This window comes from Azospirillum sp. UENF 312511 (genome assembly GCF_058780635.1).
This window is the reverse complement of the sequence record NZ_JBSNCG010000004.1, coordinates 344897-364796: the sequence shown is the minus strand read 5'-3', so window position 1 is coordinate 364796 and position 19900 is coordinate 344897. Positions and strand designations below refer to the sequence as shown.

Genomic DNA, 19900 nt, shown 5'->3' with positions numbered 1-19900 from the left:
GGAGGGCAAGGGTGGGGGTTTGGGATTGTTTCACCGCAGCCCCGCCTCCACCTGCTCCGCCATATGCCCCAGCGCCGTGTCCATCGCCGCCGGCGGACCGCTCTCCAGACTGTCCAGCACGATCAGCCGGGCGCCGCCGTCCGCCACAGCCTGGACGATTTCCGGCGCCGGCTGGCGGTGGTGCAGCACCACGGGAATTGCCTCGGCCTTCAGGGTGGCGGTCAGCTCGGCCAGACGCTCCGGCGTCCAGTCGCGGTCGTCGCGGGTCCAGACCCGGCGCAGGTCGAGCCCGAGGTCGGCGGCCAGCGTGGCGAAGCGGTCGGACAGCGCCGCCGCCGACGGGTCCGGCAACGCGGCGAACGCCTGCGCCGACCGGGACGACACCGTCAGCAGCCCGCGCTTGAGGGCGGCGAGATTCGCGTCAATGGCGTCGGCAGACCCGGGGTACAGGCGCCGCAGGTCGGCGGCGAGGATGTCGGCCATCCGCCCGGCGTTGGCGATGCCCAGCCAGGGGAAGGCCGCACCGCCGCTGACCGCGATCCCCGGCAGGGCGCCGTCCACCGGCCGGGCGGCGTCGATCTCGACGAGGCGGATGTTGGCGCGCCGCGCCAGCGGATAGAGCGGGTCCTCGCCCCAGGCGGAGCGCAGGGTCAGCACCGCGTCGGCCTTGCGGGCGACCTCCGCCAGCTTCGCTTCCCCGCGCCCGCTCAGGAAGGCGTGCTGGCGCCCCATGGGGATGGCCGGCGGAACCACCGCCTCCACCACCACCGGCGTGCCCTTCGTCAGCGCCTGGGCCAGCCCGGCGGTGACCGGGTGTCCGGCCAGCACCGTCTCGGCGGAGGCGCCCGCCACCGTGGACAGCAGCAGGAGCGCCGCGAGCGTGACGCGCTTCATCCCTCTTCCCCTTTCATGAACAGGCGCGCCAGCAGCGCACCCAGGAACAGCAGCCCCGCCGCCAGGATGATGGCGCCGCCCGACGGCACCGGCAGGGCGAGTTGCACGGGCAGCAGGATTCCGGCCACCGCCGCCACGCTGGCGAAGGCGACCGACAGCAGGAAGAAGCCGCGCAGCGACGAGGCGACGACCCGCGCCGCGGCGGCCGGAATGACCAGCAGCGCCCCCACCAGGATGGCGCCGATGATCTTGACCGACGCGACGGTGACCACGGTCACCAGCACGATGAACAGATAGTCCAGCCCCTTCACCGGCACGCCGCGCACCCGCGCCAGCGCCGGGTTGAAGCTCGCCAGCAGCAGCCGGTTGAACAGCGGCAGCATCAGCGCGGTCACCCCGAGGGCCACCATCAGCAGCACGGTCAGGTCGCGGTCGTCCACCGTCAGGACCGAGCCGAACAGCACATTCTCCAGGATGTGGATGTTGACCCGGCTCGCCAGGATCAGCAGCAGGCTGGCGCCCAGCGCCAGCGACACCGACAGGAAGACGCCGATCAGCGTGTCGGCGGTCAGGTTGCTGCGGTTGCGCGTGTAGTTGACCAGCAGCGCGAACAGCAGGCAGTAGCCGAACAGGCTGGCGTAAGGGCCGGTGTAGGGCTCCCCCACCAGGATGCCGATGGCGACGCCGGTCAGCGCCGCATGGCCGACCGCCTCGGAGAAGAAGGCCAGCCGCTTGGTCACCACCAGCGTGCCGAGCCCGCCGAGCACCGGGCCGATGACCAGCCCGGACAGCAGCGCGTTGACGAGAAAGCCGTGGGTCAGCCCGGCGGGCAGCAGCCCGGCCCCGGCCCAGCCCTGCACCAGGGCGCGCAAGGCCTCGAAGCTCATGACGCGATCCTCTCGGCTCCGGTGCGGCGGGGAACAGCCGAGAACAGATCGAACACCCGATCCGGCGACAGCATCTCCAGCGGGGCGCCGTCGAACAGCACGCGCCGGTTCAGGCCGGTTACCCGCGTCGCCAGCCGGCGCACCTGGGCCAGATCGTGCTCGACCCACAGGACGGTGGTCCCGGCGGCGGCCAGCTCGGCCAGCAGCGTTTCGAAGATGGCGATCCCGGCCTCGTCGAGCGCGGTCATCGGCTCGTCCAGGACGATCAGGTCGGGCGCCGGGATCAGCGCCTGGGCGAGCAGGACGCGCTGCCGCTCGCCGCCGGACAGGGCCCCGAAGCGGCGGCGGGCCTTGCCGGCCATGCCGACGCGGTCCAGCGCCGCGCCGTAATCGATGCGGCGGTCCGGCCCGAGGAAGGCGGGGCGGCGCTGGCACAGCACGGCCAGGAAATCCTCCACCGTCAGCGGCAGGCCGCGGTCGAACTCCACCGATTGCGGCACGTAGGCGATGGTGCCCGGCCCGTCGCCCGGCCAGTCGAGCCGGATGGCCCCGCGGTGGGGCGCCTGACCGAGCAGGGCGCGGATCAGCGACGACTTGCCGCCGCCGTTGGGACCGACCAGCGCGTGGACAGTGCCCGCCGCGACGCGCAGGGACACGCCGTCGAGGATCACCGTGCGCCCCAGCGTCAGGCCCACCGCGTCGAACAGGATGGCGGGTCCCGTCACGGCGCCGCCTCGGCCATCGCCAGCACCAGCGTGTCGAGGTTCCGGGCCATCTCGCGCTCGAACAGGTCCGGCGCGTAGTCGCCGTGCGAGATGTGGGAGAAGGCGTAGAGGCGGATGCCGGTCTCGCGCCGGATCGTCTCGACATAGGCGCTGGGGAAGTTCAGCTCCGAGAAGATCACCTGCACGTCGAGCTTGCGCATCGTCGCGATGGTCTCGGCGAGCTGGGCCGGGCTGGGCTCGATGCCGTGGGCGGGCTCGACGACGGCGGAGACCTCCAGCCCGAACTCGCGCAGCAGGTAATCGTAGGCGCCGTGGATGGTGGCGACGCGCAGGCTGGCGGTGCCGGCCGTCGCCAGCTTCGCCAGCGCGTCGGCCCGCAGCTGGCGCAGGCGACGGGAATAGGCGCGGGCGTTGGCAGCGTAGGCGGCGGCGTTGTCCGGGTCAAGCCGCCCCAGCTCGCGCGCGATGGTCGAAACCTGGAGGACCGAATTGGTGATCGACAGGAAGCTGTGCGGGTTGACCACCTTCCCCGCCGCCCGCGCCGCCGTTCCCGCGGCAGGCAGCAGCGGCACGTCGGCATTGGATTCGACCACCGGCAGCGACGGCTTCGCCGAGGCGGCGATCATCCGCCCGGCGAAATCGTCGTGCCCGATGCCGTTCAGCACGATGGCGTCCAGCCCGCCGATGCGCTGGATGTCCTCCGGGCGCGGTTCGTAGGCGTGCGGGTTGAAGCCGGCCGGGATGATCGGCACCACCTCGGCCGCGTCGCCGACGATGTTGGCGACGTAGGAATAGTAGGGGTGCAGGGTGACGCCGAAGCGCCGCCGCCCGGCGGGAGCCGCGACGGCGCGGACGGGCATGGCCACGGCGGGCAGGACCGCAACGGCCATGGCGCCGGCCAGGATCAGGCGGCGGTTGGGAAGAATGCTCATCGGGTCACCCCGGCGGTGAAGGTGGAGACGATCCGCTTCCAGCCGGCGGCGGTCAGCGCCGCGTCCTCCGGTGGGGCGGGCGGGGCTTCGGCGGCGCGCTTCAGCCAGATGTCGGCGCCATGGCCGTCCAGCCGCAGGACCAGGGAGCCGGCCAGCTCCGGCGCGGCGGAAACGCCGGCATAGGCGATGCCATCGCCGGTCCCGGCGAGGGTCCAGGCGTGCCCGCCGCGCGCCGCCGCGCTGGGGTCGGCGGCGAAGGGCGGCAGGGCCTCGGCGGCCAGTTCCTCCGGCGTCGGCGCCCGGCCCTCCGCCTCCCGCAGGGCGGCGATCTCCTCCCCCGCCGCCTTCAGGTCGGCGTAGAGGCCCTGCTCGGCGGCGGTCAGGCCGGTGCGGGAGTCGATGAGGTGGGCGGCCAGCGGGGCTTCCGCGTCCGGAACGGCGCGCAGCCCGACCGCCAGGGCGGCGGACGCGAGAATGGCGCTGGCGGCCAGCAGGACCCACAGGGTCTCGCGCTCGGCCCCGGCGCGGCGGACGATCTGGTGATGCATGGTTCCGGCTTCGCTGAGGGCGCTACTTGATCGCCGTGTGCTCGATCTCGACCGTGTGGCCGGGGCCGGCGTCGAACAGGACGTAGAAGTCCTGCGCGGGGCGCGGGAAGGACAGCGTGGAATCCGGCCCCAGCTTGCCCTTGACCAGCACCTGCTCGTCGTAGGCGATGACGTCCAGCACGACGCCGGGCGCCTTCGACCCGTCGGAGAAGCCGCCGGTGCACTGCACGGTCTCACCCTCCACCATTCGGCATTCGCAGATCGGGTAATGGGCCTCCGCCGCACCGGCGGCGCACAGGGCGAACAGCCCCGCCAGGGCGAACAGGCGGTGGGTCTTCATCGCTTTCCTCCGAAAATCTCGCCCAGCGGCAGGGACGCCTGATGCACCCCGCCGCTCCAATCCTCCATGGTCACCCACAGCTCCTCCGTGCCGGCCAGCTCGTCCGGAACCGTCACGTCGGCCTCCCGCTCGTAGGGGTTGCCGAAGGCGAGCGCGCCCGCGGTGCGCAGGCTGCGCGGCTTGCCGACGCGCAGGAAGACGCCGCGCACCCGGTCGATGTCGGCGGGACGGATGTGGATGCGGTATTCCTTCATCCGCTCCCCCGTCGGCATGCGGGCGGGCGCCTCGTCGTAGGTCGCCAGCGTGACCGGAAAGGGGCCGACGGCGACATCCCGCCGGATCTCGGGCGGGACGAAGATCGGCTTCGGGCTGAAATAGTCGGGGAGGAAGGGCAGCGGCACCAGCATCATCAGGGCGCTGAGATGGAACTTGCCGCGTTGCCAGAGCTTACGCATTGGACGGGCCCTCCGCCAAGCGCAGCCCCCGCACCGCCTCGACCGTGGCGCGGGCGGTCCGCTTCATCCAGATCAGCATGCCGCTGAAGACCAGCGTGGTCATCAGCAGACCGAAGGCGAACCACACCAGCTTGACCGGCAGGCCGCCGAAATCGCCGGTGTGCAGGGCGCGCATGATGGTGCGGGTCAGCTCGATGCCGGACGCCGCCTCCATCCCGCCCTCGATAAGGATCACCTCGGCGGTGAAGGGATTCACCCGGACATAGTCGGGCAGCAGCGGCACCTGCCCGCTGGACCCCGCCACCGTCGCCGGGTCGTAGGCGGTGCCGGGCAGCCACAGATAGCGCAGCCGCATGTCCGGCAGGGCCGCCTTGGCGCTGGCCATGATGGCGTCGACGTCCGGCTGCGGCGCGGTCGCGCTCACCGGGATCTGGTCGCGGGCCAGCAGCACCGGCGCCTTCCCGCCGCCCAGCCCCATCCCGAGATGGAACAGCATCATGTAGATCAGGAACCACAGGCTGGTGACCGAGATGACCGCGATGAACCAGATCGACCATGTGCCGGCGACGCGGTGCAGGTCGCCCCACATCACGCGCGGCGCCTGCCGCCAGCGTATGCGCGGCTGGTAGAAGGATTTCCAGAAGCGCTTGTAGACCACCAGCCCGGTGACCAGCGACCCGAGGAGCGGGATGGCCAGCAAGGTCACGAGGTACCAGCCCACCGGGAAGGTCATGAGCCAGCCGTGCAGCGCGCGGAAGAAGCTCTGGAACGAGTTGCCGGTGGACAGCCCCTGCACCGCCCCGCTGACCGGATTCACCCAGGCGGTGGTGGAGGTTCCGTCGGGCATCGCCATGCGGGCACTGACCGCCATGTGGGAGCCGCCCCAGCTCAGCGAACTCACCCGCCCGCCCGGCGCCGCGGCCTCGGCGGCGGCGATCAGCGCGCTGGCCGGCAGCGGCTCCCCGGCACCCGACGCCCGCATGGCGGGATTGACCAGCCACATGATCTCGGTGCTGACCACGGCAATGGTGCCGGTCAGGCAGACGAAGAACAGGAACGCCCACAGGGGCATCGCCAGCCAGGAGTGCCACAGAAACCACAGCCGCGTGCGCGACTTGCCAACGCTCATCTCGTCCTCTCCGAAGGAGCCACCGGTCCTTCTCCTCAGACGAACGGGCACGCCTCCCGCCTCACCCCAAAATGCGAAGAATTCTCATTATCGTTTGCGGCGTGGAACGCGGCGGCCGGACCCGGGCCAAACGGCCTTTGGAAAACCCGGTACGGTTCAGCCTCGCCCCTGACGACGTCATGGCAGTGAGGTTGGGCAACCCAGGGATTGAATATTTTGATTCCGAGCATCCAGATCATGGCGTCTCACGGCACCGACCGGCAGGAATCCCAAAGGAGTCCACGACCAGAGCGGAATGAACCGATGACCGACACGCCACAAGCAAGCAATGCCTTCCAAACGTTCATAAAAGAAGCGCCGGCCCACCAGCAGGCGTGGCTCGATGCGGTGAAAACGCTGGGAGTGGCCTCCGCCCTGGACGCCAAAACCGCCGAACTCGTCTACATCGGAATTCTGGCCGCCGCCCGTCTCGAAAGCGGTCTGCCCTTCCATGTCGCTGACGCCAAACGATTGGGCGCCACGCGCGACGAGGTCATCAGCGCCGTGCTGGCGGGGCTTCCCGCGGTCGGCAACGCCGTGATCCAGGCTCTGCCGGTCGCGCTGGCGGCTTACGATCGCAGCTAAGGCGGATTGACAAGCCGTTGCGATTCGAGATTCGGATTGGTTTTGGGCGGCCCGTGCGCGAACGCGTGAAGCGCTCTGCACCGGGCGGCCCTGCTGCAAACGGTTCCTTGCCGTTCGCTCATTTCTGAACGACCACGCTGCCCTGCCAGACGCCGGGGATGACCAGATCCTCACCCGACCCGCCCTTGGCTATGCGCACGCCGGGACCATTCTGAAGCCCACTCCGGAAGGTGCCGACAAACTGGTCGCCGGAACGGAAGGTCATGGTGCCCATGCCTTCGGGTTGCATGTCGGCGATGGTGCCGAGGTAACGGTCGCCATTGCCGAACAGCACTTCCCCCGCCCCGTTCGGGCGGCCGTTGCGGACGTCGCCGGTGAAGACATCGCCGTTGGGGAAGTGGTAGACGCCCGGCCCATTCGGACTGCCGTTCGCGAAAGTGCCCTCGAACCGTTCACCACTGGGGAAGCTGTAGACGCCCGTCCCGGTCATGGCGTCGTTCTTCCATTCGCCCTCATAGGCACCGCCGTTGCCATACCGATAGACTCCGTAGCCGTTCTTGGTCGGCCCGTCGCCCTGCCCTCGGTACGAATCGCCGTTGGGGAACTGGGAATTGATGCTGCGCCCATCCTGCGCCGCGGCCTGCGCCCGCTTCTGCGCATTCCGTGCCTGCTCTGCCGCGCTGCGGCCGGCGTTGCGCTTGGCCGTGGCCTGTTGGGTCGTCTCACGCGCGCTGGCCACGGCGGATCGGATGGGCGGCGGCAGGTTGGCGAACGGGTCGCCCGGCTTCGATTCCGCCGGCGAACCCGAACCCGGTGAACCGGGACTTGATGAGCCCGAATTCGGTGTCCCCACGGACACGTCCGGGGGTGTGCCGGTCGAACCGGACAACGGCGCCCTTTTCGCCGCGTCCTGCTTGGGAACTTCGGAAAGGCTGGCGAGTGGAATGTAGCCGTCGTTCCAAAACACGTCGCGAACCTTCACCCAATCGCCTTCGGGCACCGGAACGGCAACGGTCACGGGCGCGCCGCGTTCGAGGGTGCGCAGGCTGCGCGCCCCCTTCTCCGGACGGTCCCGCATGGCGATCGCATCCCTGGTGACATAAACGTCGCCCTCGTTCAGACGCCTTTGCGGTGGTGGCGCCTTCGCCTCCTCGGTCTTCGCCGGCGGTTCGGGCGGCGCATCCTTCGTCAGGAGGGTGGATTGGACATAGCCGGTCTTCCCCCCTCCTCGACGCGCATCCACTCCGCCTTGCCCACCTTGACCTTGGCCGTGACGGACACAGGGGCCGCCTTGTCGAGGGTCCGGACACGGGACGACTTGGCGTCCGGGTCCTTGAAGACCGTTGTCTTGCGCGTGGTGTAGAAGTCCCCCTTGAACGGTTCGATGATCACAGCCGACGGTGCGGGGACCGGCGGCTGAGTGGGTGCCGGGGCGGCGGGCGGCGGGGGTGCCGCCTTGCTCACCACCGGATCGCCGGAGGGTGGCGGCGGTGGAGGCGGCGGAAGCGCCGCGACCAGCATCAGATCACCGTCCAACCGGTCCTCGAACCAGATGCGTTGGGCGCCTCCGGAAACGCTGGCGAGCGTCTGGTCCACCGCCTGAAACGCGCGTTTCACCGGGACGCCCGGTTTGACGATCTCCTCGGCAAGCGCTGCGGCGAAGGCGCTGGCGCCGTTCGCCCTGGTCGGCACCGGGGACGATCCCGGCCGCTGACCGAAGGCGATGATCATGCGATCGCGCGGCGTGGTCGTGGCCAGGAGCGGGCTGGCCGAACGGCCGTTCGCTCCCATGGCCGTCGCAAGGCGGTCCACCATCGGGTTGGGCACGATCGGATCGAACGCCACGATGGAACGGTAGCTGGCGTTCTGGATCTGCTCCAGCACCGAATCCAGCTCAACGGTTTCGAGCATGGCGTCCACCTCCATGTTGAGGCGGGCGTCGCTGGGAACGATGAAGCTCTTGTCGTTGAGGCTGAGCACCATGCCCGCATAGTAGAAGGCACCGAGGTCCGCCCGGGCCAAATCCTCCTGGAAACGGGACAGCGCACGGGTGAGGTTGCGGTGGTTGAGGTCGAACTGGGTGGCCACCTCGAAGCCGGCCTTGCGCAGGGCCTCGGTCACGGTCCGCGCGCTGGCGACGGCGCCCGGTACGGAGCCGCCGTTGTCATAGCGGCCATTGCCGATCACCAGCGCCACGCGCCGCTCCGCGGCCATGGCCTGCTCCACGAAACCCGACAATAAGAGAACCACCACGAGGACAAACGCGGACAAACCAAAGCGCGCCCGACTTAACATGAAGGTCTCTCCCCCCTAGGGAACCGTTCGGTGTCGTCTCGTTTCACGATGTGAGCGTCGGATCGCCATCTTGCGGATCACCATCTTGCGGATCGCCGGCCGGTGGCGGGGTCCGCAACGGACCGGCCACCGCTTCGCACAGAACCAGCACCAGCGTGACGTTGTCCCGCGCCCCGCGCGCCAGCGCGGCGTCGAGCAGCCGTCCGGCCGCTTCCGCAACACCGTCCGCGCTGTGGCCCATGGTGTCGAGCGCGCCGGATATGTCGAGATCGGCGAGCGTCTTGGTGAGGCCATCGCTGCACAGGAGGAAGAGGTCGCCGTGGTTCACGTCGCCCTCCACCGTGTCCAGGACCAGCGCGTCCGTGGCGCCGACGGCGCGGGTGATGACGTTCGACTTGGCATGCCCTTCCGCCTCGGACGGATCGAGCACGCCGCTGTCGATCAACTGCTGGACATAGCTGTGGTCGCGGGTCACTTGGACAAAGGCGCCGCCACGGGCCCGGTACAGCCGGCTGTCACCCGCCCAGGCGCAGGAGAAGCGGCGTCCGGTGATGGTCAGCACGACCGCCGTGCTGCCCACAACGGCACTGCCGAGACGCCCGGCATGGTCCAGCAGCGCGGCGTTGCACCCGTCGAGGGCCGCGCGGATCTCCCGCCCCGTCGGCGCGCCCATGGTCGGGTCGATGCAGCGGTTCAACGCGGCCATCACCATCCGGCTGGCGTAATCGCCCGCCTCGTGCCCGCCCATGCCATCGGCGACCGCCCACAGCCCGACGTCCGAGCGGTCCAGGCAAGCGTCCTCGTTGACGGACCGGACGGTTCCCGCGTGGCTGACCGCCGCCGTGTGGAACCAGAACGTCCGGGTCGGCGCATGATCGTCGATCGTGTCCCCGTCGCTCATCACCGTTCTCCCGCGGATAAAGGGTCCTGGACCGTCAGCAGCGCCGGAAGGGCCGGTTGTATTCGCGCCAGTCCGGATCGCTGTCCGAACGGGCGCGCAGTTGAACCATGGTGCGGTTGTCGCCGGAAAATTCGCCGAACTCCCAAAATGTCCGTCGCCCGTCAGTCCCCGTCAGTTCGACGACCAGCGTGCCGTCGGCCGTTTCATAGCGGCTGACCCGCATCGGAACGACGGAGCCGCTGGGCAACGACAGCGTCCATTCCGCCGGTGCCAGGGTCAGCTTCATGACCCCGCTGCACCATCCGCCCATGAGCGCACGGACATTCTCCACGCCCGTCGGTTCGACCGGGCGTGGCGGCGGCGGCGCCACCAACGGTTTTGGAACGGGCGGATCGGGCGGTGGCGGACGGGGAACCTCCACCGCCTTGGGACGCTCCAGTTCGGGGCGCTTGGCCGGCGGCGGAGCCGGAGTCGGCCTGGGAGTGGGCGTGGGCGTGGACGTGGACATGGGTGTCGATACCGAAGGCGGTGCCGCCTTTGGCGTCGGCGGCGCCACGTCGACGGCGCTTTCCACCGGCCGTGGCGCTGGCTTCTCCGGCGCCGGCGCCGGAGCAAGCCAGCCCGTCCACCACAGGCCGCCCACCACCAGGGCGGCGACCGCGGTCCCGGCCAACCCGACCCTTGCGGCCAAGCCGAACCTCGGCGCGGCGCCTCCACGTCCCAGCTTCATGTCACGCAGGAAAACCTCGACCGAACGCGTTCGTTTGGCGGGGTCGAACTCCAGCGCGTTTTGCAGCGCCCGCATTTGCGCCGTCCCCAGGCCCCGGATGCGCACGAGTTTCATCCGCGTGTCCCGCGCATGGGTGGCCGGCATCCGGCTGAAGGGATGGTGCCCGGCGAGCAGCTCGTAGGTGATGCAGGCGAGCGAGTAGATGTCCCCGCGCGGATCGGGCGTTTGCGTCTCGATCATTTCCGGACTGGCGTAGGCGGGAGTCATCGCGCCCAGACTGCCCACGTCGAAGGCCGTGGCGTCCTCGTCCCCCGGCGTCGGCTGTTTGATCGCGCGGGCAAGACCGAAGTCGATGACTTTCACGCGGCCGGAGTCGGTGATGAAGATGTTGCCCGGCTTCAGATCCCAATGGACGAAGCCGTTGCCATGGGCAAAGGCCAGCGCCTCGCCCACCGCGTTGATGATCCGCCCGGCCTCGGCCGGCGGCATGGAGGTGAAACCTTCGGCCCGGATGATGCGGTCCAGCGACTTGCCCGTCAGGTACTCCATCGTGATGAAGAAGCGGTCGCCGTCCCGGTCGAAGTCGTAGACCTTGATGATGTTGGGATGCGACAGCTCCTGCGCTTTGCGCGCCTCGCGCTGCAAGGCGATGATGCTGCTGGGGTGTTCGCGCAGGCTTTCCTTCAGCACCTTGATGGCGACGTAGGGATTCCGGTCGGACGCCTCCTGCTTGCGCAGGTCGAGCGCCAGGAAGACCTTGCCCATGCCTCCGGCCCCCAGGACCTGTTCCAGGACGAACCGCTCCTTGAGCACGTCGCCGACCTGGACCGGTTCCGCCGCGCGTGGCAGGGGCCGGAACCCGGACGACATCGACGACAAGGACGGCGAGCGCAAGGACGGCAGCCCTTCCGACATCGATCCGTCGGGGTTCGGACCCTCGGAAGGCAGCCCTTCGGAGTTCGGTCCGATGGAGATCGGCTGCACCACCGTGCCCTCATCCTCGGGCGGCTTGGCCCCCCGCGGTTCCGATAATGGAATGCGCTGGAGAAACGGTTCCTTTCTCATGGCCTCGTCTCCCTGCCCTGACGCCTTCGGGCTCTACGGTCACGGTCTGCATCTAATCCTCTCCGGGCTCGGCAAGCCGCTTGTCGATGCCGGCGGCCGTCAGCAGCCCGCGCCGCGCGTCCTCGTCCGGCAGCAACTCAGCCAGGAGTTGGACGAAAGGCAGCCGGGCACGCCGCACCAGTTCGGTCAGGGTGTAGGAGACGGGAGAGTGCGGCTCCGCCTCGCGGAAGTACCGGGCGACCGCCTCCAGCGTGCGCAACGCGTCCTCGCGCGACGCGAACCCCTCGATCGCCATCGCTCGGGGAGATCCTTGCCAGGACGATGCGGCGGGGGTCGCCGCCCCGGCAAACGCCGCCATCGCGGACGCCGCCGGCCCGACCGACGAGCCGGCATCGCCCTGGCCCGCATCGCCCTGGAGGAAAAGCGTTCCGGCGGGCTCCAGCGCGCTTCCCGCCAAGCCGGTCAAGGTCCGGCGCATCTGCTCCAGGGTGTCACGGATGGCCCGTGTCGGCGGTCCGTCCACGCCGAGCCGCGCGTCGAGCGCCGCCTCCAGCCCCTGAAACGCCTGGAGGCAACGGTCGATGTCCGAGGCCAGCCTCACGAAGGCGGCGGGTGGCGTCGCACGCGCGCTGGTTTCGATCACGTCCATGGGCACCGTTCCGGCGGCGATGCGGCGCTCGCGCCGGTCATCATCCCCCAGCAGATCGAGCCCGGCCGCCTGCTCCACCTGCCACAGCGCGTAGGAACTGCCATCCGCCCCGAAGGTCAGCGGCAGCCGGCTGAGCGGCTGAAGCAGCGTTCCGTTTCCGTCCCGTCCGTTCAGCCCGGTCAGCGGCGCGATGGTGGTCTCGACGCCGTCCTCGTCCGGTTGCGGGTGCAGATCGGGCCAGTAGCGCTCCACCAACCCGCGCAGGACGGCAAAGCCGTCGGCCAGGCCCGCCATGCCGCGCGTGCGCAGCAACGCCTCGGCCAGCCATGCCGCCACCTCCAGGTCCTTGCTCTGCGTGGCCAGGACGGACGGTGCGAGATCGGCGATGAGCCGCCATTCGGATGGTATAGCGGAGGCGTCGCTCTCGGCTTCCTGCCGCCGTTCCGCCGCGCGCGCGGCCTGCCGCGCGTCCTTCAATTGCCGATAGGGGGCCCTGTCCGCATAGTCCAGGCGCAGGTCCGGCCCCGTGGGCGCCTCGGCGGAAATCGGAGCCAGAATGTCTGCAAGGTCAAGCGCGGCCGTATCGAAAGAAGTATCCATGACGGACATCCATTTGACGCACGAACATTTCAGTCCAGCAGCGCCGATTACTCGCCATCAAAATGTAGGTAACGAAAAGAACAAGCGGATTAGTCAGCAATAAACCACCACGGCGGACTGCACTCGCATTGCGTTCGGTGGAGTGCTTCGGCAGTCTTTCCGGTCTGCCCGACCCGTCGGAAGTCCAGCCGGGAGCGTTGCCATGGACCCGAGCGCCGCCATCGCCATCGCATCCACCAACCGCCTGCTGACACTGGACACCGTGCTCGGGAGGGGAGCGACGCTCCTCACCGGCTTTTCCGGCGAGGAGGGCATATCCTCGCTGTTCCGCTTCACCCTGGACGTCGTCAGCCCGCGCACGACGATCAAGCCGGAGGAGTTGATCGGCACGCCGGTGTCCTGGTCGGTGTCGGCACCCGCCGGAACCCCGCGCCGCTTCCACGCCCTCGTGCAGGGATTCGATGTCGGCGCCCCCATCGAGGATGGCCAGCGCTCCTATCGGCTGGAGGTCGTGCCCTGGTTATGGCTGCTCACCCAGACCACCGACTGCCGCATTTTTCAGAAGCAGAGCGTGCGCGACATCATCCGCACCGTTCTGGAGGATCACCGCGCCGCCTCCCCCGCCGTGCAGTTCGATCTGTCGGGCATCAAGGGGGCGGACACGACGCGCGATTACTGCGTGCAGTATGACGAGAGCGACTTTGCCTTCCTCTCGCGGCTGGCCGAGGAGGAGGGCATCTTCTACGTCTTCCGGCACGAGGCCGACCGTCACGTCCTCGTCATGGCCGACAGCGCGTCCGCCTACAAGGATCTTCCCGAGAGCCGGATCGACATGGCGCGGGAAGGGCAAGGCTGGGGCGGCATCACGCAGTGGGTCGGCGGCTACCGCTTCCGCCCCGACCGGATGGTGCAGCGCGACTTCAACTTCGAAACCCCGCGCACCGACCTGACCGCGTCCAGCAACACCATGCTGCCGTCGATGCGCGGCGCGCCGCAAGAGCGGTTCGAGTATCCCGGCGGCTACGCCGACCTTGGCGCCGGCACGGCCCGCGCCAAGATGCGGATGGAGGAAATCGAGGCGCCCTTTCTCCAGGTCTCCGGAGCCGGCAGCGCCCGCCACATGGTGCCCGGCGGGCGCTTCACCCTGCACAACCACGCCGTGGCCGCGGAGAACGGCCGCGCCTACGTCGTCACCGGCGTCCGGCACGCCGCCACCGACCCGAAGCTGCGGTCGACCGGCGGCGGGCAGGCGACCTATCAGAACGGTTTCGACGCCATTCCGGCGGACGTCGCCTTCCGTCCGCCGCGGGTCACGCCGCGCCCGGTCATGCGCGGTCCCCAGACGGCCATCGTCGTCGGCAACTCCGGCGAGGAGATCGACTGCGACAAGCACGGCCGCGTGCGCGTGCAGTTCCACTGGGACCGGTTGGGCAAGCGCAACGAGAACAGTTCCTGCTGGATCCGTGTGGCACAGCTGTCGGCAGGGCGCGGCTGGGGACACCAGTTCATCCCGCGCATCGGGACCGAGGTGGTGGTGGATTTCCTGGACGGCGATCCCGACCGGCCGCTGATCGTCGGCAGCGTCTACAACGGCGACAACCCCGTGCCCTACGCCCTGCCCGACAACAAGACGCAGAGCGGCGTCAAGACGCGCAGCAGCAAGGGCGGTGGTCCGGCCGACTTCAACGAACTGCGCTTCGAAGACCGCAAGGGGAGCGAGCAGGTCTATTTCCACGCCCAGAAGGACTTCCAGCGGGTCGTGGAGAAGGACGACACGCTGGAGGTCGGCAACAACCAGACCGAGACGATCAAGGAGGGCAACCGGACGGTCACCATCGAGATGGGGAACGACGCCCTCACCATCCAGCAGGGCAACCAGACCACCAAGGTCGCCCTGGGCAAGAGCGAGTGCGAGGCCATGCAGTCCATCGAGCTGAAGGTCGGCCAAAGCTCGATCCGGCTGGACCAGACCGGAGTCACCATCCGCGGCGTGATGGTGCGCATCGAAGGCCAGGCCATGACCGAGGTGAAAGCTCCCATGAACCAGGTGAAGGGCGACGCCATGGTCGCCATCAAGGGCGGCTTGGTCACCATCAACTGACCGCCAACCGGAGGCACGCCCGAAATCGTCGCATCCTGCGGGGGAAGTGACCCGAACAGATGTCGCCCGGCTACTCCCATCGCCTATACACAGGAATGGCCTTTGAAACACCCCCGGTTGCTTTGAAAGATTTGCTCGCCGAACAAGCATAGGCGAACACCAGGGCAAGTTCAGGAGGCCGGATCGATGGTGTCGGTGAACCTGTCGTCGCTCCTTGCAAAGCTGAACGAACCATGCCGGACGGCCCTGGAAGCGGCGCCGGGTTTCGCGCTGTCGCGGGGAAACCAGGCGGTGGAGATCGAGCATTGGCTGCTCCGCCTGCTGGACCAGCCCGACACCGACCTGCACGCCATCGCCCACCACCACGCCATCGACATCGGCCGCGTCCAGGACAGCCTGACCCGCAGCCTGGACAGCATGCGCGCCGGCAACACGCGCACGCCGGTGCTGTCCCCCTATCTGGTCAGCCTCGCGCGGGAAGGATGGCTGCTGGCCTCCCTGGACGGCGCCATGGAGGGCGGGGCGCCGCGCGTCCGCTCCGGTCATCTGCTGCTGGCGCTGCTGAGCGACGAAACGCTGGCCCAGGCGACGCGCTCGGCGCTCGGCCCCCTCGCCAAATTATCGGCGGAGGCGCTGGCCGCCGACTGGCACGGCATCGCCGGGAATTCCCGCGAGGCCCGCCAAGCCCCGGCTCCCGGCGCCTCCCCCAAGGTGGAGGACACCCCCGCCGCGGCCGGCGGCGCGCTGGCGCGCTTCACCATCGACCTGACGGAGCGCGCCCGCGCCGGCAAGATCGACCCGGTGCTGGGCCGTGACGCGGAAATCCGCGCCATTGTCGACGTGCTGACCCGCCGCCGCCAGAACAACCCGATCCTCACCGGCGAGGCCGGCGTCGGCAAGACCGCCGTGGTGGAGGGATTCGCCGCGCGCGTCGCCGCCGGCGACGTGCCGCCGGCCCTGCGCGAGGTCGCGGTAAAGACGCTCGACCTCGGCCTGCTGCAGGCCGGCGCCAGCGTGCGCGGGGAGTTCGAGAACCGCCTGCGCTCCGTCATCGACGAGGTGAAGGCGTCGCCCCAGCCGATCATCCTGTTCATCGACGAGGCGCACACCCTGATCGGGGCCGGCGGACAGGCCGGGCAGAACGACGCCGCCAACCTGCTGAAGCCCGCGCTGGCGCGCGGCGAGCTGCGCACCATCGCCGCCACCACCTGGGCCGAATACAAGAAATACTTCGAACGTGACCCGGCCCTGTCCCGCCGTTTCCAGGTCGTGAAGGTGGAGGAGCCGGACGAGGCCGCCGCCCTGTCGATGATGCACGGCCTCGTGGCGACGCTGGAGACGCACCACGGCGTGCGCATCCTGGACGAGGCGGTGGTGGAGGCCGTGCGCCTGTCGCACCGCTACATCGCCGGGCGGCAGCTGCCGGACAAGGCGGTCAGCCTGCTCGACACCGCCTGCGCCCGCGTCGGCATGAGCCAGTCGGCCACCCCGGCGGCGGTGGAGGACCAGCGACGGACCATCGACGCGCTCGCCAACCGCATCGCGGTGCTCGACCGCGAAGCCGCGCTGGGCACCGACCACGCGGCCGCCATCGCCGAACTGACCGAACGGCGCGAGGCCGCCATCGCCGCGCTCGCCGCCGTCGAGGCGCGCTGGGCGCGGGAGCTGGAGCTTGCCGCGGAGATCAAGTGCCTGCGCGACGCGATCGAGGCCGCCGAACCCAACTCCCCCCAGGCGGCGGAGGGCAAGGCGGCGCTGGCCCGGACGCTCGACGAACTGGCCGAGGCGCAGGGCGAGCAGCCGTTGGTCCATGTTTTCGTCGACGGGACGGCGGTGGCCGACGTGGTCGCCACCTGGACCGGCATCCCGGTCGGCCGGATGGTGACCAGCGAGATCGACGCGGTGCTGTCCTTGCGCGAACGCCTGTCGGAGCGCGTCATCGGCCAGGACCACGCGCTGGAGGCCATCGCCCAGGCCGTGCGCACCGCCCGCGCCCGGCTGACCGACCCGCGCAAGCCCATCGGCGTGTTCCTGATGGTCGGCACCAGCGGCGTCGGCAAGACCGAGACCGCGCTCGCGCTGGCCGAGGCGCTGTACGGCGGGGAGCAGAACCTGACCGTCATCAACATGTCGGAGTTCAAGGAGGAGCATAAGGTCTCCATGCTCCTGGGCTCGCCCCCCGGCTATGTCGGCTTCGGCGAGGGCGGCGTGCTGACCGAGGCGGTGCGCCGCCGCCCCTACTCCGTCATCCTGCTGGACGAGATGGAGAAGGCGCACCCCGGCGTGCAGGACATCTTCTTCCAGGTGTTCGACAAGGGCATGCTGCGCGACGGCGAGGGGCGCGACATCGACTTCAAGAACACCCTCATCATCATGACCTCCAACGCCGGCACGGACACGCTGACGCGGCTCTCGGCCTCTCCCACCGGCCTGCCGGCGCCGGACACGCTGCCCGAGGCCCTGCAGCCGGAGCTGCTGCGCCACTTCAAGCCGGCCTTCCTCGGCCGCGTGACGCTGGTGCCCTACCTGCCGCTGGCGCCCGACATCCTGACCCGCATCGTCGAGCTGAACCTGAACCGCATCGCCCGGCGCCTGCGCGAGGCTTACCGCGCCGACTTCCGCTACGGCCCCAAGGTGGTGGAGGCAATTGCCGCGCGGTGTGGCGAGGTTCACAGCGGCGCCCGCAACATCGAGCATATCCTGACCCGCGGCCTGCTGCCCGACCTGTCCGCTCTCCTTCTGGAGCGCTTGGCGCGCGACGAGTCCGTCGCGGCTGCCCAGGTCGGGCTGGACCCGCAGGGACGCTTTTCCTTCGAGATCCACTGAAAACCGCTTCAATCCTCCGGGAGGAATCCGATGGCCATCTACGTGAAGATCGACGGCATCGAAGGCGACGCGACGCATGAGTCCCACAAGAACTGGGTGGACGTCGGCTCCATGCAGTTCGGCGTCGGCCGCGCCATCAGCACACCGAGCGGCCGGGCGGCCAACCGCGAAGCCTCGGAACCCTCCATCAGCGAAGTCACCCTGACCCGCGAACTCGACAAGTCCTCGCCCAAGTTCTTCAAGGAGGCGGTGGCCGGTAAGGTCGGCAAGAAGGTGCAGATCGACCTCGTCACCACCGGCGATCCCGGCGACACCTTCATGACCTACACGCTGGAGAACGCGCTGGTCAGCGCGTACAGCGTTTCGGCCAACGGCACCGGTCGCCCTTCCGAAACGATCAGCCTGAATTTCTCCAAGATCGAGCTGAAATACACGCCCTACGACGCCGGCCACAAACCGCAGGCGCCCATCGTCAGCTCCTACGACATCGCCACGACGAAGTCCGGGTAGGAACCGCCAACGCAGGAACCGATAGGGTGAGGAGGCTCCGATGCCCGAGACACTGGCGAGCCTGATCGACAACACTCTGGCCGGCGACACCATCGACCGCAGCGGAATGGCCGCCTATGCGTCCATACTCGACCGCTACGAAAAGACGCAGAAGAAGGACAAGGTCGCGGCCGAGCACAAGCTGATCGACACCATGATCCGGCTCGCCATGAAAATGCATTGCCGGTCGCTGGGCAAGGAGGTGGATTTCCTGGTGTTCAGCGATGGCGCGAATGAATGCCTGTTCGACGCCGACAACCAACTCACCGTGATGATGTTTGGGAAAACGCGGGAGATTGCGGCGAACACCCGCGACAACGCCTACCACAACGGATACCCACGGGCCGGCGATGGCCTGGACAAAGGCCACGCGCTTTCCCACGCGCAAGGCGGCCTCGAAGGCGGGCCGAACTATTTCCGGCAGCTTCGATCCGTCAACCAGGGCCGTTCCGACGCCGGGAAGCTCTGGCGGGCCATCGAAACCTACCTCGCCGCGAACGCCGGAATCCTGGCCTTCGTGCGCCTGATCTACGACCAAGGCGTTCGCAACGAAAAGGCCAGCGACCAGCCGACCCAGGTCGAATACACCGTGATGGCCGGCCGCAACCAGTTCCGTTCCGTAATCTTCCCCAATCGGTGATGGCCCGTGGAAGAATTCAGGGCACCGACGTCAGGTTAACGTCTGACGTGACATGAGGCGGGAAAGCCCTCTCCCCCCTGAGAGAGGGGTGGGTGAGGGGGCGTTCCGCCCGGCAGGGCAGGTCCGCCTTCGGCGCTCATCCCCTTCGCGGACGGCTCCGAGCACCGGGGAGGAGAAGCAACAGGCGCCTCATCGGCTCGGGCGGTTGACCGGCCCCGGTTGCCCTGAGCCGGAAAGTCGTCGTTCTTGCTTCGTTTCCGCGGCTTCGCTACTCTGCTCCCGCCATCGGCCGAACCATGCCCAGGGTCGGCCCCATCATTACCGCGAAGCTCCCGACCGAAGCCACCCTGATGGAGTGATGCATGACGGTGCACGCCTTGCACCGGATGCATGAAGCCAATTACCACGCACACGAATCGTTGTGCATCGGCTGCACAACGGCAGCACACGTACAAACACCGTCAACACGCTGTCACCAAACAGAAAATCCAGGATTTTCCTCATTGTGCACGACAACGGGTCTGCACAATCCGCCCAGCAAGGCCCAATCAGAGATACGCATGCACCGCACAGCCACCGCAGCGGACGGCGTGCCTGTTATGGCCGTATGCCCTGCATCGCTTCCTTGAGTTCCTCGACCTTTTCCTTCCAGATTTTTGCAAAATCGTCATAGAAGAAATGCAGGATAAATGCGACCACCACCACGGCAATCGCCAAATCAACATAACCGAGCGAGCTTTTCATCGGCTGCGCCGCCTGCATCTTTTGCTCATGATCGCTGACCCTCTTCCCGATGCTGTATAGCATTCCAACAAAGCCACCGGATGCAACGACCCTCCGGACGAAATGCTTCGGGCCTTCACGCCGCAGATCCGCCGTCGGCACCTTCCCCATATACGCCATCACCTCGTCCCGGACGATCTCCAGAACCTCCGGCGTCACACGCTTTCCGGTGATCTCGGCAACGATTTTGGCGACGGTGTCATTCGCCCTGGCGTCAAGAGACATTC

The 19900-nt window shown here is 68.6% G+C and carries 19 protein-coding genes; 5 read left to right on the top strand and 14 right to left on the bottom strand.

Features of this window, described 5'->3' with window-relative positions:
• Window positions 1-30: 30 nt before the first annotated feature.
• The 8 genes from ACWPN7_RS27075 to ACWPN7_RS27040 are packed head-to-tail and all read right to left on the bottom strand — an operon-like array spanning window position 31 to window position 5910.
• Window positions 31-894, bottom strand: coding sequence for a metal ABC transporter solute-binding protein, Zn/Mn family (locus ACWPN7_RS27075; RefSeq protein ID WP_459196252.1), 864 nt, complete (start codon window positions 892-894; stop codon window positions 31-33).
• Window positions 891-1781 carry a metal ABC transporter permease gene (locus ACWPN7_RS27070; protein ID WP_456524422.1) on the bottom strand — a complete coding sequence of 297 codons (891 nt, stop codon included), beginning with the start codon at window positions 1779-1781 and terminating at the stop codon, window positions 891-893. Before ACWPN7_RS27070 ends, ACWPN7_RS27075 begins: the two co-directional genes overlap by 4 nt.
• Window positions 1778-2506, bottom strand: coding sequence for a metal ABC transporter ATP-binding protein (locus tag ACWPN7_RS27065; protein ID WP_349619214.1), 729 nt, complete (start codon window positions 2504-2506; stop codon window positions 1778-1780). The genes ACWPN7_RS27070 and ACWPN7_RS27065 overlap by 4 nt, the downstream gene beginning before the upstream one ends.
• Window positions 2503-3438 (bottom strand): metal ABC transporter solute-binding protein, Zn/Mn family, encoded by a 936-nt coding sequence (locus tag ACWPN7_RS27060; RefSeq protein WP_040137684.1) that lies wholly within the window; start codon window positions 3436-3438, stop codon window positions 2503-2505. The genes ACWPN7_RS27065 and ACWPN7_RS27060 overlap by 4 nt, the downstream gene beginning before the upstream one ends.
• The gene (locus ACWPN7_RS27055) at window positions 3435-3986 is read right to left on the bottom strand and encodes a DUF6162 family protein (protein ID WP_349619215.1); all 552 of its coding nucleotides are present in this window, start codon (window positions 3984-3986) and stop codon (window positions 3435-3437) included. Before ACWPN7_RS27055 ends, ACWPN7_RS27060 begins: the two co-directional genes overlap by 4 nt.
• Before the next feature lie 22 nt (window positions 3987-4008).
• Entirely contained in the window at window positions 4009-4326 is a 318-nt protein-coding gene (locus ACWPN7_RS27050; protein WP_145677953.1) for a hypothetical protein, read from the bottom strand.
• A complete protein-coding gene (locus tag ACWPN7_RS27045; RefSeq protein WP_040137687.1) occupies window positions 4323-4781 on the bottom strand; it encodes a PA2404 family protein in 459 nt (152 codons plus the stop codon). The genes ACWPN7_RS27050 and ACWPN7_RS27045 overlap by 4 nt, the downstream gene beginning before the upstream one ends.
• Entirely contained in the window at window positions 4774-5910 is a 1137-nt protein-coding gene (locus ACWPN7_RS27040; protein ID WP_040137688.1) for a PepSY-associated TM helix domain-containing protein, read from the bottom strand. Before ACWPN7_RS27040 ends, ACWPN7_RS27045 begins: the two co-directional genes overlap by 8 nt.
• Window positions 5911-6213: 303 nt before the next feature.
• Between ACWPN7_RS27040 and ACWPN7_RS27035 the strand changes: the two genes are divergently transcribed.
• Entirely contained in the window at window positions 6214-6534 is a 321-nt protein-coding gene (locus ACWPN7_RS27035) for a carboxymuconolactone decarboxylase family protein (protein ID WP_200774791.1), read from the top strand.
• A 118-nt stretch (window positions 6535-6652) separates the two neighbouring features.
• Here the strand turns inward: ACWPN7_RS27035 and ACWPN7_RS27030 are convergent, their stop codons facing one another.
• From ACWPN7_RS27030 to tssA, 5 genes are all read right to left on the bottom strand, one after another.
• Complete coding sequence (locus tag ACWPN7_RS27030) at window positions 6653-7612, bottom strand: MORN repeat-containing protein (protein ID WP_492273517.1); 960 nt, start codon at window positions 7610-7612, stop codon at window positions 6653-6655.
• A 110-nt stretch (window positions 7613-7722) separates the two neighbouring features.
• Complete coding sequence (locus tag ACWPN7_RS27025; protein ID WP_492273516.1) at window positions 7723-8748, bottom strand: caspase family protein; 1026 nt, start codon at window positions 8746-8748, stop codon at window positions 7723-7725.
• 124 nt (window positions 8749-8872) lie between these two features.
• The gene (locus ACWPN7_RS27020) at window positions 8873-9730 is read right to left on the bottom strand and encodes a PP2C family protein-serine/threonine phosphatase (RefSeq protein ID WP_200774789.1); all 858 of its coding nucleotides are present in this window, start codon (window positions 9728-9730) and stop codon (window positions 8873-8875) included.
• A 34-nt stretch (window positions 9731-9764) separates the two neighbouring features.
• Entirely contained in the window at window positions 9765-11525 is a 1761-nt protein-coding gene (locus tag ACWPN7_RS27015) for a serine/threonine-protein kinase (RefSeq protein WP_459196250.1), read from the bottom strand.
• A 52-nt stretch (window positions 11526-11577) separates the two neighbouring features.
• Complete coding sequence (tssA, locus tag ACWPN7_RS27010) at window positions 11578-12774, bottom strand: type VI secretion system protein TssA (protein WP_459196249.1); 1197 nt, start codon at window positions 12772-12774, stop codon at window positions 11578-11580.
• A gap of 202 nt (window positions 12775-12976) precedes the next feature.
• Between tssA and ACWPN7_RS27005 the strand changes: the two genes are divergently transcribed.
• The 4 genes from ACWPN7_RS27005 (at window position 12977) to ACWPN7_RS26990 (ending at window position 18890) form a co-directional block, all read left to right on the top strand.
• Window positions 12977-14875 carry a type VI secretion system Vgr family protein gene (locus ACWPN7_RS27005; protein WP_459196248.1) on the top strand — a complete coding sequence of 633 codons (1899 nt, stop codon included), beginning with the start codon at window positions 12977-12979 and terminating at the stop codon, window positions 14873-14875.
• 186 nt (window positions 14876-15061) lie between these two features.
• The gene (gene tssH / locus ACWPN7_RS27000) at window positions 15062-17701 is read left to right on the top strand and encodes a type VI secretion system ATPase TssH (RefSeq protein ID WP_459196247.1); all 2640 of its coding nucleotides are present in this window, start codon (window positions 15062-15064) and stop codon (window positions 17699-17701) included.
• A gap of 30 nt (window positions 17702-17731) precedes the next feature.
• The gene (locus ACWPN7_RS26995) at window positions 17732-18211 is read left to right on the top strand and encodes an Hcp family type VI secretion system effector (protein ID WP_459196246.1); all 480 of its coding nucleotides are present in this window, start codon (window positions 17732-17734) and stop codon (window positions 18209-18211) included.
• Between the two features lie 40 nt (window positions 18212-18251).
• Entirely contained in the window at window positions 18252-18890 is a 639-nt protein-coding gene (locus tag ACWPN7_RS26990) for a hypothetical protein (protein ID WP_459196245.1), read from the top strand.
• A gap of 597 nt (window positions 18891-19487) precedes the next feature.
• Here the strand turns inward: ACWPN7_RS26990 and ACWPN7_RS26985 are convergent.
• Window positions 19488-19898 (bottom strand): hypothetical protein, encoded by a 411-nt coding sequence (locus ACWPN7_RS26985; RefSeq protein WP_459196244.1) that lies wholly within the window; start codon window positions 19896-19898, stop codon window positions 19488-19490.
• Between the last annotated feature and the right edge of the window lie 2 nt (window positions 19899-19900).

Bases quoted from the DNA above. Each gene is read 5' to 3' on its own strand.
- ACWPN7_RS27075 (WP_459196252.1), bottom strand. From the start codon at position 894: ATGAAGCGCGTCACGCTCGCGGCGCTCCTGCTGCTGTCCACGGTGGCG.
- ACWPN7_RS27070 (WP_456524422.1), bottom strand. From the start codon at position 1,781: ATGAGCTTCGAGGCCTTGCGCGCCCTGGTGCAGGGCTGGGCCGGGGCC.
- ACWPN7_RS27060 (WP_040137684.1), bottom strand. From the start codon at position 3,438: ATGAGCATTCTTCCCAACCGCCGCCTGATCCTGGCCGGCGCCATGGCC.
- ACWPN7_RS27055 (WP_349619215.1), bottom strand. From the start codon at position 3,986: ATGCATCACCAGATCGTCCGCCGCGCCGGGGCCGAGCGCGAGACCCTG.
- ACWPN7_RS27050 (WP_145677953.1), bottom strand. From the start codon at position 4,326: ATGAAGACCCACCGCCTGTTCGCCCTGGCGGGGCTGTTCGCCCTGTGC.
- ACWPN7_RS27045 (WP_040137687.1), bottom strand. From the start codon at position 4,781: ATGCGTAAGCTCTGGCAACGCGGCAAGTTCCATCTCAGCGCCCTGATG.
- ACWPN7_RS27040 (WP_040137688.1), bottom strand. From the start codon at position 5,910: ATGAGCGTTGGCAAGTCGCGCACGCGGCTGTGGTTTCTGTGGCACTCC.
- ACWPN7_RS27035 (WP_200774791.1), top strand. From the start codon at position 6,214: ATGACCGACACGCCACAAGCAAGCAATGCCTTCCAAACGTTCATAAAA.
- ACWPN7_RS27030 (WP_492273517.1), bottom strand. From the start codon at position 7,612: ATGCGGGACCGTCCGGAGAAGGGGGCGCGCAGCCTGCGCACCCTCGAA.
- ACWPN7_RS27025 (WP_492273516.1), bottom strand. From the start codon at position 8,748: ATGGCCGCGGAGCGGCGCGTGGCGCTGGTGATCGGCAATGGCCGCTAT.
- ACWPN7_RS27020 (WP_200774789.1), bottom strand. From the start codon at position 9,730: ATGAGCGACGGGGACACGATCGACGATCATGCGCCGACCCGGACGTTC.
- ACWPN7_RS27015 (WP_459196250.1), bottom strand. From the start codon at position 11,525: ATGAGAAAGGAACCGTTTCTCCAGCGCATTCCATTATCGGAACCGCGG.
- tssA (WP_459196249.1), bottom strand. From the start codon at position 12,774: ATGGATACTTCTTTCGATACGGCCGCGCTTGACCTTGCAGACATTCTG.
- ACWPN7_RS27005 (WP_459196248.1), top strand. From the start codon at position 12,977: ATGGACCCGAGCGCCGCCATCGCCATCGCATCCACCAACCGCCTGCTG.
- tssH (WP_459196247.1), top strand. From the start codon at position 15,062: ATGGTGTCGGTGAACCTGTCGTCGCTCCTTGCAAAGCTGAACGAACCA.
- ACWPN7_RS26995 (WP_459196246.1), top strand. From the start codon at position 17,732: ATGGCCATCTACGTGAAGATCGACGGCATCGAAGGCGACGCGACGCAT.
- ACWPN7_RS26990 (WP_459196245.1), top strand. From the start codon at position 18,252: ATGCCCGAGACACTGGCGAGCCTGATCGACAACACTCTGGCCGGCGAC.
- ACWPN7_RS26985 (WP_459196244.1), bottom strand. From the start codon at position 19,898: ATGTCTCTTGACGCCAGGGCGAATGACACCGTCGCCAAAATCGTTGCC.